The sequence below is a fragment of the Desulfitobacterium elongatum genome, assembly GCF_055378975.1.
Genome location: NZ_AP038772.1, coordinates 441,258 through 455,972, shown reverse-complemented (window position 1 = coordinate 455,972; position 14,715 = coordinate 441,258). Strand labels below are relative to the sequence as shown.

The following is a 14,715-nucleotide window of genomic DNA, read 5'->3' as shown; positions in this document are numbered from 1 at the left end:
TGGGAAAGTCCGCCTTCTCTTATGCTTGTGTGGTCACATTTGGTGTTGTAACCATCTTCCCTTTTTTCTTCCTTCTAAAGCGATCTCTTATATCCTCATTGATCGTGTAGATAACAGGTACGAGGAGCAAGGTTGAGACAGTGGAGAGCAAAAGTCCAAAGATAACGACGACGGCCATAGGAGCCATGGTCTCAGACCCTTCTCCAATGCCCAGTCCCATGGGGATGAGACCCAGGATTGTTGCTAGAGTGGTCATGAGGATTGGGCGTAGGCGAATCGGGCCTGCATTCTCGATGGCGTCTTCACGCCCTTCCCCTCGCTCTCGGCGTTTATTAATGTAATCAACAAGTACGATGGCGTTACTGACTACGATACCGATGAGGAGAATGAGCCCAATAAAGGCGGGAACGCTGATGGTGCTTCGGGTGATGAAGAGCCCGAGCATTCCGCCGGAGAAGCCCATGGGAAGCGAGAGAATGATGGTAAAGGGATGGATTAGCGATTCGAACTGAGAAGCAAGAATCATGTAGACGAGGAGGATAGCGAGGATTAAGGCCATGCCAAGGTCTTGGAAGGATTCTTGAAGTTCCTTATCCTGTCCACCCATCTCATAACTATACCCTTCTGGCATCTGATAAGAAGCCAGTTGACTCTGTATGTCTTTGGTGATGCTTGCAAGGTCACGATTCATGATCTGACTTGTGATATGCACCACACGGGTTTGTCCTGAACGTTCAATAGCAGTCGGACCGCGATCAAGCTTCACTTCTGCTACTTGGCTAAGAGGAACGCTGATGCCAAGCGGGGTAGAAATCGGGGTCTGTTCTAAGTTAGAGATTGATCTCTTAAAGGTATCATCCCCTGTCAGAACGACGTTGATTTCCTTACCTTCATAGCGATAGCGAGTGGAAGTAGTGCCAGAGATCGTTCCTTTAACAGCTTGAGAAATCTGGGCTGCAGTGAGCCCAAATTGTGATGCCTTTTGACGGTTGATCTGGATCTGGACCTCCGGTACGCCTTCACTCATGCTTGTTTTTACTTCCCGTGTACCTTCAACTGAGGTGACCATTTCCTTGAGATCATTACCGATCTGCTTCAATTGATCCAGTTCGTCTCCCTTAATCGTGATGTCGATAGGGTTTGTGGTTCCCATAGACATATTGTCTGTCACGCTAATCTTGATTTCAGCACCTGGGATGTCTTTGGTCAGGGCACGGAGTTCATCAGCGACTTGACCGATAGTACGTTCACGCTCAGCCAAAGGCACCAACTGCAATGAGACCGAACCGCTGTTGGCGGAACTGCTCTGCATAGAGAAGCCTCCTGACCCTCCTACTTGTGTGAAGACCGTCTTGACTTCTTTTATCTCTTCGAGTTTTTTTTCAATCTCAGTAATCACAGCATCTGTATCCTTGAGTTTTGCGCCATCTGGTAGTTTCACAGAGGCAGTAAGCTGACCAGAATCTGCTGCTGGCATAAACTCCGCTCCCAGGGTGAAAAGGGATGCCCCTGAAAGGAGAAAAATGAGAACAGAAACCCCAACTACTGTCTTTCGATGTCCGAGGGCATAATGGAGAAAACGCTTATAGCCTCCCTCGACACGCGAAAACATGCGATCAAAACCTCGACCGAAACTATCAAAAGCTCCTTTTAACCCTTTGCGACCTACAGGAATTTCCTCTGCCTTCATAATTTTCGCAGATAAGGTAGGAACCAAGGTCAGGGAAACTAAGAGGGAAGCACCCAAGGAGATACTTACTGTTAGCGCAAGCTCCCGAAAGAGGGTTGCGGTCAATCCCTGGACGAAGACAATAGGTAGGAATACTGCGACGGTGGTAAGGGTTGATGCCGTGATGGCCATTCCCACCTCAGAGACTCCTTTGATTGCTGCTTCAACTTTCGAATACCCCGACTTTCGATAGCGATAGATATTTTCGAGGGCCACGATGTTATCATCGACGAGACGTCCCATAGCAAGAGACAATCCACCTAAGGTCATCATATTAATGGAGATGCCCATGAAGTAGAGAGTAGCTAAGGTCGCCATAACGGCGATTGGAATCGCTGTGGCAGTAATAAACGTCGTGCGTAAATTATGGAAAAAGATAAAGAGAATGACTATAGCCAGAAAACCTCCGAGCAAGGCTTCCCTGAACACGGTGTTAATCGTCTGCTTAATGTAAACGGATTGGTCCATAACGGTATCGAAGATGAGATCCGGGTATTCTACCTTCAATTCCTCGACTGCCTGAGTAATATCGTCTGCTACAGCTACGGTATTTGTTCCGGACTGCTTCTGTACAGCGATACTGATACTTTGTGTCCCGTTTGTACGTGAAATCGCAGTGAGATCTGTATGTCCTAGCTCTACATCCGCAATATCCTTGAGTCGCACTTGCCCACCTGTAGAAAGCGGGATGAGAAGTTCTTTGATTTCAGCAACAGATTGGAATTCGCCCGTAGTACGGATGGTTAAGTCTTGATTTCCCTTTTGAACTTGACCCCCCGGAGCGTTGAGGTTCTCCGCTGCGAGAATCCCCGCTAGGGTACTAATGCTAAGACCATACCCCTGCATTTTCTCCTGATGAGTCTTAATTTCGATCTCATTGAGATAACCACCACTGACTGTGACAGAGGCTGCCCCCTTGACCCGTTCAAGCTGAGGCTTTACCTTATCTTCTGCAATCGCCTGCAATTCTGCAAGGTCAGCATTCTTCGCTGTTAAAGTAAGCTGCATGATTGGCATCATGGAAGGGTCAATTTTTAATACCATCGGGGAAGTGACTTCGCTCGGAAACATACGCTTGATCATATCGATTTTTTCCCGCATCTGCAGGGTCGCGAAGTTCATATCCGTACCCGTCTTAAAGGAAGCGATAACTGTCGAGCTTCCTTCAGTGGTTGTGGAGGTTACAGTGTCGATATTTTCAACTGTAGCTATTGCCCCTTCAACCGGGTTGGTGATGAGCTTCTCGATTTCTTGCGGACCTACTCCTGTGTACTGAGTCACGACTACTGCTATCGGGAGCTCAAACTTTGGAAAGAGGTCAATCGGTAGACGCGTCATAGAAATCGTTCCTAAAAGGATGACAATGAGTACCACCATGATAATCGTCACAGGGCGTTTGACGGAAACCTCGGCTAATTTCAAGATGCGCTACCCCCTACCACCTTGACTTTACTCCCTTGCTCCACGAGGGTTTGCCCCTTGATAATCACTTTATCTCCAACTTTTAACCCACTTACGATTTCTACTTCAGCTCCTGTATCGAGCCCTGGTACGACTTCTTTAGCTACTGCACGATCGTCCTCAACGACAAAAATTGTATTTTGACCGTTCTTAAGCACCAACGCCTCACTCTTTACAGTAAGAACATTCGCTTTGGTCTGTGTAGGAATCTCTACTTTGGCAAACATTCCTGGCTTAATTACGCCGTTTTCGTTCTCAATCGCTATTTTTACCGCATAGAGTTGAGTGCGGGAATCTGAAGAGGGCGCGATATTTAGGACTTTACCCTTAATTTCTTTATCTCCCGCAGAGGTGACTACGACTTTAGCCTCTTGCCCTACTTTAAGTGAATTCACGATATTCTCTGGCACACTTAAGGAGATGTTTAGCGCATCAAGCTTAGTGATGATCACCGCAGCCATAGCACTAGAGGCCATCTCTCCATATTTCACATTGACTGCAGAGACCGTTCCTTCGACAGGCGTGGTTACTACCATGTTATTTAGTGAATCTCGGGCCTGATCCAAGCTAACCTTAGCCTGATCCCACTGAATCTGAGCAAGTTCGAGAGGCTTCTCAGAAGCTTGGCTCTCTGCTGTTTCTAGCTGTACTTTAGAGATTGCTCCAGCATTATAGAGCTGCTTTTGGCGTTCTAAGTTCGCCTTGGCTAGGTCAATCTGCTCCTTCGTGCGAAGATAATTGGTCTCAGCGGTTCGAACCCCAATCGATGCCATATCGATTGACTTCTGTAAATCTGTCGTGTCTAGGGTAATGAGCACTGTTCCAGCCTGAACCTTATCCCCTACTTTCACATTGACAGCTGTAACTTTGCCCGGCATCTTAGGCACAAGGGAAACTTCCTGATCTGAGATCACCTTCCCACTGAAAGCAGTGGTCTCAACCAAGGTCTGCGCAGCAACAGGGCTAACTTCTACCGGGAAGTATTTTTCTTCAGTCACAGCTGCAGTATTCTTCGCACTACAACCAGAACTGAGAAGGACTAAGCCGATTACTAAAGTACCAGCTAGTATACGAAACCGTTGTCTCATTAATTTAACTCCTCCATCAAGGGCCGGGCCCTTTTTAACAACTTTTACTTTTACTTTTTACCGTGCCTTGCGTACACAAGACTAATGCCCTACCTTACTAGACCGGTAAGAATTACCTTGGCGATGCCATCATGGTTAATCTCCTCAAGGCTTACTCTATCCATGAAGATTTTCTTTGTAATGTACTGTTTGAGTCCTCCGGTGATTACCGCAGTGGCCATCTCAGGATCAATGTTAGCCCTGAGTTCAGAGGTTCGAATTGCGTTACGAACCTCGTCTTCTATAGTTTTTTGGATAAGGCCCCAGTCTTTCACCATTTTTGCTCTCATATCCTCTGGAAGGGACATACAGGACATTGAGGAATTTGCAATCGCTAAATACTTGCTCAAAAATTCAGCACAGAAGGAAGATAAGTTGCGTATTTTTGCTAGCATATTATCTCCCTCAGCAAGTGCCTTGGTAATCCCTTCAAGGTATTGATCCACACTGTAATGAATGAGCTCTAAGAACAAAGTGTTCTTACTTTCGAAATACTCATAAACTGTCCCTTTGCCGATACCCGCTTCTTTAGCGATATCCTCGATTTTCGCTCCTTCAAAGCCAGCTTCTGAGATTACTTTGACAGCAGCGTTAAATATGTCAATGCGCTTATCTCCTTTTGTTGCCAATGAGTTTACCTCCGATTTTACACTTAACTCAAGGTTTATTTTTCCTGCAGAAACTCCACTTAGGCTCCGGTAGTAAATTCCATTCCTTTTACCAACCAATCATATGTTAGATAGGCTTCAGTAAGAGCCTGTTGTGCTGTTCTATATTTTGAATAAGCAGTATCATAAGTATTTCTTGCAGTTTCCCAATCGATCTTCGACATTAGGCCCAAATTATATTTTAGTTGTGCCTGATTCCACTCCGTTTGCTTTGTAGAAAATCCATACCACTCATTGTCCAAAGTCGTTTGAGCATCTTTAACTGACCGATAAGTCTTATCAAAAGTTAGAGCCAATTTCATTTTTAGATCATCAAGTTGGATTTCGGCGTTATCCCGTTCGATTTCGGCTTTATCTTCCTTATGGCTGTTGGTAGCCTGGTCGGCTTCCTCATCTTTGAGCGCATAATCCATCTGTTTTAACCTAATATTATAGTTATTATGCAAAGCTGTCTCATAATCTTCGTCATAATCCATCACACGAATCTTTGTCCAGTCGATGCTTGGAAGAGCCCCCAATTCCAATGAGGTATCATACTCTTGCCCTAATGCTAGGTTGATACTCCCTTTAATATCCTCAAGCGATTTAGTCATGGTTATAATCCCGGTGTTAAGCGTCTTTAGGGTCGGTTCCATCGATGCTACATTTACCTGCGTGACTAATCCCAAGCTTTGTTGTAATTTTAGGATATCAAGATTCTTCTCTAGTAATACCTTTTGTGCCTTCATTTCATTTAATTGATCTTCGAGAGACTTATACGCTAAAAAGAACTTTTCAGTCTTATAAACTTCACCTTCACGACCCATTTGTGCACTGATTCTTACTTTAGTAGTGTTGAGACTCCTTAAGTCATCGAGATTATCTAACAAGTCATCGGAACCTGAAGAATCAGATGGAACAGGGGTTTGCAAATTTACGATATTCCATTTGTAAATATCAATGTAATGCTGATATAAGCCAGCATTGGCTGGATCATCTACAATTAATTGTTGATACTTTGGAATCTGTACAGTCTGATAAAATTCAATTTGCTTATTAACTTTCTCGATGGCATCATTTATCGATTTTTCTATCTCATATTCCTGATCATCAAAGGTTTCTTCCACCACTTCAATCGAATTATAATAGACTTTAACGGCTGGACTACGATCTTCAATCTCCTCCGAAATCTTTTCAAAATCAAGCTTGTGAAGCACCTCATCTTCGTCCGTCGCAAAAACTGGAATCGGCAATAAAAGCATGCTACCTATCAGCATCGTTGATATTGTCTTTTTCATAAAAGCTCTCCCCCTTAATTTGTATGGAATAAACATCTCTTGAACCTTTCTCAAATACATATGTGCTATCCAAAACTTATACGTCATGAATCTCCAAAAGTTTCATTACGTTTTTGAATTTTCTCTCGAACTCTATCCCTTCCCTTTCATCATGAAGAATTTGCCGTAAGACAATCGTGCTCTTTTACAGAACTGACCGTTCGGTCGGTTTATATTATATATATACACCGTAGTGTTTCCTGAGTCAATGATCAATTTTGCAGACTCTGTTCACTTCAATTTATAGCATCATAAGAAAACAAAAAGGACCCACTGCTGTGAAGTCCTTTGCTCTTTCATATGTTTAATTGCACTTCTTGTGATTCTATTGCATAATCGAAGATTTTCTACCTCAAAACCCCCAAAAGCGGTGTATACCCATAATTGAGTAAAACGAATAGCACGGCCCCGACCATTCCTCCGACGAGTGAGCCGTTAATGCGAATCCACTGAAGATCGTTTCCTGCTTTGTCCTCAATAAAGTGGTTCAGTCCCTCATCGTCAAGTCCCTCCAAAGTCTCCCGAACAATTTGCCCGATCACTGCATGTTCACTCTGAACTGCTCGTAGCAAAAGATCTTGGGAGAGCTTGTCGAGTATGCTTTGGATTTGAGTATCTTCTTTAAACTCAGACCACCACTTAACTAAAATCGGCTCGAGGAAATCGGATAATCCTTGACCCGAGGGGAGTTTCCCTTCTTGCAGTGAGGATAGAATTTGTTCCACTACGGGAAGAAGCACGTCATCAAGTTTCGTCTCAAGCATGAGGGTATTTTTCCAAAGTTCTATTGCATTGAGGGTATCTGCGTCCTCCTCCCAATTACGGAACCGCTCTCTGAAGATCTCTTTCAGACGTCCACGGAGCGGATGATGGGGATTCTGCAACTCTCTTAGATGTAAAATAAGCTCTACTTGTAGAGAATCTGCGGCTTCATCAAGATTAAGTCCATCCGTTACCTGAAAAATTCCGAGTAAGGTTTTCTGAAGCATCCCGCCGCCATTACCGACTTGTTCTTGCTGAATCTGTCCTAAGGACTGTAGGAGCTTGTCCCTTACTTTAGGCTGTGCTGCAAGTACTAAGCCCTCTTCAATTCTCTCATCCAGCCAATGCTGAAACTCCTTTTTTTCGAAAAGATTACTCGCTCCTGCTAAGAGCAGCTTCGCAATACCAGAATCGATAACTTTCCCCTTAATCCTACGCTCTAGCTCTGAGGTAGCCTTGGGGGCTGAACCCTCGCTGAGCCTATCTCTGAGGATCTGAACCAACTTTTCAGAAAGAAAATGAGCGCCTCCCGCTTTCTCGACATGACGAATCAGCCAGGGGGTTAGATGAAAGCCCTCAATCTTGTTACGGAGGAGTGCTTCACTGAGAAGCTCATTCTGCACCATCCCGGTGATTCCCTCAATCATCTTATCTCGGTTCCTCGATATCAGCGCGGTATGATAAGGCCAACCCAAGGGCTTACGAAACAGTGCTGTGACGGCAAACCAGTCAGCAATTCCCCCGACCAGTGATGCCTCACTGACAAAGAAAAAGAAGTAAATACCTTGATGAGAGGGCCAGAAATGCCTTAACCCAGCTGCAACCACGAAAATCAGGAAGACACTCCCAAGTACCATATTTGCTTTACGACGGTAATTCATGAATATCCCCCCTACAAAAGCCAATTCACGAGATAGATAAGCATACCAGCCAGACCTCCGACCACAGAACCGTTAATCCGAATCATCTGCAGATCTTCTCCCGTTTTTGATTCGATGAGCTCAACGAGCATCTCATCCGAGTATCGTTCGAGACCTTCTTGAACGATCTTCCCGATTCGTCCATGCTGCTTCTCAATCAGTGGAAGGAGCAGAGCTTGCACTTGGGCATTGAACTTTAGGCGTTCCTCTGGACTTTCCTTTAGTTTTGCAACCCAAGCTTCACCTTGGTTAAGAAGAAGCTGACTTATTTTCAAGGCACTCTCAGGTGCTTCAAAGGTCTGGGATAGAACGTTATGTAGGCTCTTCCTACCATACTCGAGAAACCTATCTATGACCTCTGAAAGGGAAGCTGAATTCGTTGAACAAAGCTCGTCCACTTTCTTCTTAAGCCAAGCAGGCACTTCATTCCGAGCTGAGAGCAGAAGGTAGTCTTCGATTTGGTCTTGAAGTTTACTTCCCAAGACAGAGGGTTCTGGTAAGAACATCGTGAGGAATTTACGTGAAGGATTCTCATTGACATAACGTGTGATTGATTTTTCTAACCAACGAACGAGCCAATTATGAACCTCTGGGCTTTGTGCCCAAACTCTTAAATATCTCATCACCGCTTCAATCGCGTTTCTTCCCTCGACACTCTCTAAAACCTGCTTGAGGAGATTCCCCACAAACGGAGTTAAGTTCTCATGGAGAAACTTCTCATCCCCTAAGACGTACTCCCACTCTTTTTCCAAACCTTCCACACCGAGTTGAAGATTCGGCAGGACCTGCTGCAATAAATGAGTCAAGGGGGCTTCAAAGCCTTGTCGGCCTTCCGCTTCCCATAACTTAAGCACGGGCGCAGAAAAGTCATAGGTCTGAAGCTTGTTTTTCAACGCTTCTTGGGATAAAAGCTCATTTTGCACCATATCGGTAAGTGCGCTATAAATTCGCTCCCTGTTCCGTGGAATAATCTCAGTCCGAAAGATCTTCCCGGGCCTGATCCCCAGCGGGCGACGAAACAGGGCATTGACGGCAAACCAATCCGCTAGTCCTCCGACTAAAGCTGCTGAACACCCGCTCGTCAAGAGCCCTCCCCAGAAAACCCCTTGGAAGGGATAGGCCATAAGTAGGCCCAAGGCTGAAAGTCCCAAAGCCCCATTGGCCTTACGATAGGTTCCTTTTTTTGTATGTATTCCGCTACTCATATCTCTCACCTAACATTATCAAAATTAATTTAAGGTATTACTAACGACAAACCCACGTTCAGCGGGGTTGCAGTTCTTTTAAGTATACCACTTGTTCTCTCGAAACTGTAGTTTTTACTATCCTTGGTTCACAATAGATGTCTTTCCTATCTCGCCATTTTCTTATCCCTTAACCTATTGAAAACAAAAAGGGCCTTCCAGTAAACTACTGAGAGCGCCCTGCTTCTTCAGACTCAATCTTGTTTAAGTCATATTTTTTCGAATCGATACTTCCCATTACTCTACGCTCTTTCCTGAAATACTTAGATACTCGGTGCTGGCATATCTGGCCCACTCACATGGTGTCGATGTCCTGCATCATAGCTCGTGTAAAAATCCCAATTATGAACGTGTTGACCGCCCACGATCTGAAGTGCCGGGCCAGAGGTCGACGTGTAATAATGAGAATGCCCCTGTTCATACATCACCCAGCTCTCGGAGTGATGAACATGCCCTCCTTCAGGCGTGAGTATCGCTGGGCCCGTAATATCCAGACATTGATGGGAGTGTCGATCATCACAGGAAGTATGAGTTACGCTACCATGGTTATGACTAAGGAACCCTTGATTCGTCATTTGCCTCCCTCCTTCTACTCATTATATGAGGAAGGCGTTCGCATGACTCTATTATTTGGCACGATCAAAATTCCTTAAATACTCATAGTATCACTATATCTAACTGTTCACCTTTTATAGCTTCCCATGATTTTCTTAAGCTTCTCCCAACCATAAACATAATGAAGCTGGATAAACATAACCCCAGGGTTAATCTTTCCCTTGCTTAACTGGAGTGCCCCCTCGTAAACCGTTGCTTGAGGAGTAAATCGTTCAACTTGCTTGAGGATTTGAGCACGTACTTCCTGACACCGGGCTACGGTCTTGCCCTGTGGCACTCCATGGGCAGGAAAATACTCTTTAGGTCCTAGCCCTTCTAAGACATCCAAGCTATTCATATAGCTCGGTAAGCCACTTACCACCTGTCCACTATCTAACCAAATTCCTGGGTAAGAAACCTGATCGGGTAAAAGCATATCGCCTGAGAAAAGGAGACTATTCTCCTCCTCATAAAAGGAGAGGTGCCCTGCAGTATGTCCTGGAGTGAAAATCGCTTTGAGACTTGTATTTCCTGCTCTTAAAACCTCCCCCGCCCCTATTTTCTCCACCTCATCCGGCAAAGAAGCAAGGAACCTTAGTCGATCATAAACTTTGAACATGGTTGAAAGCTCATCTCGGGGTACTCCCCACTCGAGCTCCGCCCATTGCTGGAACATATCAAACGTCTCTCCACGCGCAAAACCTGACCACTCTTCATAGTCCCGAGCTCCGATTAGGATGCGAGCCCCCTCTTGGGCCAAACTATCCGTTCCTCCAGCATGATCCACATGCCAATGTGTGGCAATGACTTGGTCCAGATGCTTAATTCCCAGTTGCTTTAACCCAGCCTGAATATCCTCATAGACTGCCGGTGTATTTGTTCCTGCATCGAGCAGTGTCGGAACCTCACCTCGAAAAATATATAGATTAACACTTGCGACATTCAGCGGGACAGAAATCTTAAGTAAGAAAATATCTGGACCAATTTCTCTTAATTCCATCACTCTTATCTCTCCTCCGTAATTACTCCAGCTTCCCCTCTACGTTTTTATATTAGACTTTCTCAAAATGAATAAGTATTCATTTGTAACTCATTATAACATATAGTAAACTGTAAGGAGATTTACATCCTCACAAAAGGAGACTTCTCTATGAATACTCATTCATCTACAACCCCACTTGCTCAGTCCACACAATCGCAAGCCACACTAACCCAACCTAAGATTTCGGTTCCGATTTCCCATCCTTTTCAAGTCGTCTGTTCGCGTTGCCAGAAAACCATCAGTTACTCTGGCAAGGACGGTGAAGTTTTTTCCACAGTTTGCGATGAGTGTGCAGGAGTTTGATCCTGATGATCTGACATGAGGATTACACCACATTAGTTAACATGCTTTCGAAGACTCGTAGACGGCCATGAATCACATGGCCGTCTCTTTATTATATAGTAGCTATTATAGTGCCCAAGGTAACACGAATCATGATACGTTATCTTTACTTCCCTATCCTAAGCTGTCCCTTCAGCAGGAGTTCCTTGAGATAGGTGGTATGGTGAAGGACTTCAAAGTTCCCTCCGAGTTGGGGGTAATTATTTGTTGTTTCTTCGCCATATATTGAGTTTTTGTGCTTCTTTGATTAGCTCCTCCCGAAAATCCGGATGAGCGAGACTGATCAATCTTTCTGCACGCTGCCAGGTGGTAAGCCCCTTTAGGTTGGCCTTGCCGAATTCAGTCACGACATACTGAACCATCGGACGCGTATCCGTAACTACCGCACCCTCTGTCAAAAGGGGCCGGATTCGAGAGTGTTTTTTTCCATCAGAATCTGTAAAGGTAGACTCAATACAAATAAAGCTACGCCCACCTTTGGAGTTATAGGCAGCATCGACAAAATCGAGTTGTCCGCCCGCACCACTGATCATACGTGGGCCAATTGTTTCCGAACAGACCTGGCCAGATAAGTCGATTTCAAGTGCATTATTGATTGAAACTAAGTTATCATTCTTACTCGCGATGGTCCGATCATTCGTATAATCCACAGGGTAACCAGCGACTTGGGGGTTATTATCGATAAAGTCATAGAGTTTTTGAGTGCCCCCAGCAAAGGTGTAAACCATCCGCCCACGGTCGATCTGCTTTTTACGTCCGGAAATCCGTCCCGCTTCAAACATGTCCACATAGCTATCTACGAGCATCTCCGTATGCACGCCAAGATCCTTAAGGTCAGAGCTTGCAATCAGTGTACCTAAGGCATTTGGCATCGTACCGATACCAAGTTGGATGCAATCCCCATCCCGCAGATCTTCCACGACATATTGAGCAATCTGTTGATCGACTTCACCGGGTTCAGTCAGCGGAATTTGTGGCATACCCGTATGCCCACCCTCAACGATGTAATCAATCTCTGAGATGTGGAGGTAGTTTCCATATCCCCCATGGGCAATCGGCATATCTTCATTGACTTCGACGATAATCGTCTTCGCTTTATCCGCAGCTGCCCGATAATGAGAAATCGTCGGACCGAGATTGAAGTTTCCGTGTTTATCCATGGGACTCACTTGGACCATGAGAATGTCTACCCGATGGATGTTCTCTAAGATATACCGTGGGACTTCCGAATATCTCAAGGGAACATAAAATGCTCGGCCCATTTCATAGTACTTCCGATCAATGGCACTGAAGTGTACACAATCCCAAGTAAAATGTTCTCCCCTAGGATCCGCTTTAATGACAGCATGTGGGCGCATCGAAACTCCCGCTAAAAGCTGAATGTCCTGAAGCTCAGCGGCCCGCTTTGCTAAGGCCATATCCAATACTGGCAATGTATTGGCTGCGTAAGAATAAATGATCCAGTCTCCGCTCTTGACGACGCTCACCGCTTTTTCCGGAGTCGCTAATTTTTTTTGGTATTCTCCTACCCAATGAGACATGGTTTTTCCTCCCCGTCTTCTTGAATTTACGCCCCTCTACCCCTTAACAACCCTCTCCTCTTTTTCTTTATCTAGGTACTCTTGAAACTTAACAGACTACCATAGGATTTTGTGATGCAAGAGTGAACGGGTGTCAAACAAAATTCTTTAAGACTTGGAAGCTGACTTCAAGTGGAATTTTACCTCACTGGATATTTCCCTTTCTGTATCACCAGGCTCGCAATCTCTTGACGCAGACCAATCATGTCGACATTGGGACGACGCACAAGCTTACGCATCCCTGCAAGGACGGTGCTTAAGGAATCCCCTTTCTCTGCTGCACAGAGGACTTCCTTCGCGTGTTGCTCGAGGATATTCATTGCTCCAAAGGCACCCAGGGTCGCAGCCTTCTCGACAAAGGCCTTATGCTCCTCCGAAACGTCCATTTCCTGAACCTTTTGGGCACGGAGGACTCCACTCTCCATGGTATAGATCTGGAGAACCATTTCAGCGAGACCCATAAGAACATATTGGTTATCTTTAAGATCATTTCCTAAGTTTTGAGCGGCAAGGCCAGCAGCCATGAGGAAAAGCTTTTTCGCCTTCTGGGTCATTTGGGCAAGACCAGCTAATCCTTCTTCGACGGATCCTAACCCACCAGAAAGAAGGTCTTTGCTGACAGCCTTCGCAGCAACAAGAAGAGGAAGCTCTCCGGTCATCGCGCGTTTCAAAAGCGTACCGGGAACGAGTAAGCGGTTAATCTCATTCGTTCCTTCAAAGAGACGGTTAATTCGGGAATCCCGATACATGTGCTCGATCGGGTACTCTTTAATAAAGCCATAGCCACCGTGAATCTGGACGCCCTCATCAACGGAGAGATCAAGAACTTCTGAGGCCAATACTTTATTAAGGGAACATTCAATCGCGTACTCTTCGAGTGCTTTACCGGCTTCCTTACGACAGTCTCCGGTAAGATCCAGCCCGTTAAAACCTTCTTCCATAAGTCCTGCCGTACGATAAACTACACTCTCCGCCAGATAGGAATGGGTAGCGACTTCTGCGATCTTTGCTTGGATTGCACCAAAGGAACTTAAGGGTGCGCCGAATTGCTTGCGCTCTTCGGCATATTTTAGAGTTACTTCTAGAGCGAGCTGAGCACTTCCGAGGGCTGCTGCAGCGAGCTTAAAGCGTCCGACATTTAGAATGTTGAAAGCTACAACGTGACCACGTCCTACTTCTCCCACGACATTCTCGATCGGAACCTTGACATCCTCTAAAATCACCTGACAGGTAGACGAACCCTTAATCCCCATTTTCTTCTCTTCAGGTCCTAACGAAACTCCAGGCATTTCGCGCTCGACGATGAAGTTTGTGAGCTTGCCGTCCACCTTGGCGTAGACGAGGAAGACATCAGCAAAGCCTGCATTCGTGATAAACTGCTTGGTTCCATTGATGATATAATGCGTTCCTTCCGCATTCAGAACTGCAGTCGACTTTGCCCCAAGCGCATCTGAACCCGCACCTGGCTCGGTCAGGCAATAGGCTGCAATATTCTCCCCATTGGCAAGCCCAGGAAGGTACTTCTCCTTTTGCTCCGGAGTTCCAAAGTAAACAATAGGGAGGGTTCCGATTCCTGTATGCGCTGCAAAAGCTACAGCAAACGAAGCGCCGCGAGGGACTTCTTCTCCCACGACAACAGTTGCATACTTATCCATGCTTAAGCCGCCGAACTCCTCGGGGACTTCCAATCCGAGAAGTCCAAGTTCACCCGCCTGACGCATAAAGCTACGCATAAGACCGTCTTCTTGCTCCTCGAGCTCTTCAATTTTGGGAGCAATCTCTTTCTCAACGAAGTTGTGCGCCATCTTTTTAAGTTGCAAATGTTCCTCGTTCAATTCCTCCGGTACAAAGACCTGCTCTGGTGTTACTTCGGCTAGCAAAAAGCCGCCGCCTTTAAGGGCTAATTCCATAGTCTTTTCTCCTCTCTAAT

At 45.5% G+C, this 14,715-nt stretch carries 11 protein-coding genes; 1 reads left to right on the top strand and 10 read right to left on the bottom strand.

The window, feature by feature from the left end; translation table 11 throughout:
• Window positions 1-19 precede the first annotated feature (19 nt).
• The 8 genes from ACZ42W_RS02045 to ACZ42W_RS02010 all read right to left on the bottom strand — a co-directional run bounded on the left by ACZ42W_RS02045 (window position 20) and on the right by ACZ42W_RS02010 (window position 10,821).
• Complete coding sequence (locus ACZ42W_RS02045; RefSeq protein ID WP_464168057.1) at window positions 20-3,151, bottom strand: efflux RND transporter permease subunit; 3,132 nt, start codon at window positions 3,149-3,151, stop codon at window positions 20-22.
• Entirely contained in the window at window positions 3,148-4,278 is a 1,131-nt protein-coding gene (locus ACZ42W_RS02040; RefSeq protein WP_464168055.1) for an efflux RND transporter periplasmic adaptor subunit, read from the bottom strand. Before ACZ42W_RS02040 ends, ACZ42W_RS02045 begins: the two co-directional genes overlap by 4 nt.
• A gap of 89 nt (window positions 4,279-4,367) precedes the next feature.
• Entirely contained in the window at window positions 4,368-4,946 is a 579-nt protein-coding gene (locus tag ACZ42W_RS02035; RefSeq protein WP_464168053.1) for a TetR/AcrR family transcriptional regulator, read from the bottom strand.
• A gap of 59 nt (window positions 4,947-5,005) precedes the next feature.
• Entirely contained in the window at window positions 5,006-6,262 is a 1,257-nt protein-coding gene (locus tag ACZ42W_RS02030) for a TolC family protein (RefSeq protein ID WP_464168051.1), read from the bottom strand.
• A 386-nt stretch (window positions 6,263-6,648) separates the two neighbouring features.
• Window positions 6,649-7,944, bottom strand: a complete 1,296-nt coding sequence (locus ACZ42W_RS02025; protein WP_464168049.1) for a DUF445 domain-containing protein — start codon at window positions 7,942-7,944, stop codon at window positions 6,649-6,651.
• A gap of 11 nt (window positions 7,945-7,955) precedes the next feature.
• Window positions 7,956-9,188 carry a DUF445 family protein gene (locus ACZ42W_RS02020; RefSeq protein ID WP_464168047.1) on the bottom strand — a complete coding sequence of 411 codons (1,233 nt, stop codon included), beginning with the start codon at window positions 9,186-9,188 and terminating at the stop codon, window positions 7,956-7,958.
• A 302-nt stretch (window positions 9,189-9,490) separates the two neighbouring features.
• Entirely contained in the window at window positions 9,491-9,802 is a 312-nt protein-coding gene (locus tag ACZ42W_RS02015; protein WP_464168045.1) for a YmaF family protein, read from the bottom strand.
• Window positions 9,803-9,909: 107 nt separating this feature from the next.
• Window positions 9,910-10,821: an MBL fold metallo-hydrolase gene (locus ACZ42W_RS02010; protein ID WP_464170839.1), complete on the bottom strand. Its 912-nt coding sequence runs from the start codon at window positions 10,819-10,821 to the stop codon at window positions 9,910-9,912.
• A 150-nt stretch (window positions 10,822-10,971) separates the two neighbouring features.
• Here ACZ42W_RS02010 and ACZ42W_RS02005 point away from each other — a divergent pair, with 150 nt between their 5' ends.
• A complete protein-coding gene (locus tag ACZ42W_RS02005; protein ID WP_464168043.1) occupies window positions 10,972-11,166 on the top strand; it encodes a hypothetical protein in 195 nt (64 codons plus the stop codon).
• Window positions 11,167-11,405: 239 nt separating this feature from the next.
• Here the strand turns inward: ACZ42W_RS02005 and ACZ42W_RS02000 are convergent, their stop codons facing one another.
• Both ACZ42W_RS02000 and ACZ42W_RS01995 read right to left on the bottom strand, forming a co-directional pair.
• Window positions 11,406-12,746 carry an acetyl-CoA hydrolase/transferase family protein gene (locus ACZ42W_RS02000; RefSeq protein ID WP_464168041.1) on the bottom strand — a complete coding sequence of 447 codons (1,341 nt, stop codon included), beginning with the start codon at window positions 12,744-12,746 and terminating at the stop codon, window positions 11,406-11,408.
• Window positions 12,747-12,925: 179 nt separating this feature from the next.
• Entirely contained in the window at window positions 12,926-14,695 is a 1,770-nt protein-coding gene (locus ACZ42W_RS01995) for an acyl-CoA dehydrogenase family protein (RefSeq protein ID WP_464168039.1), read from the bottom strand.
• Window positions 14,696-14,715 lie beyond the last annotated feature (20 nt).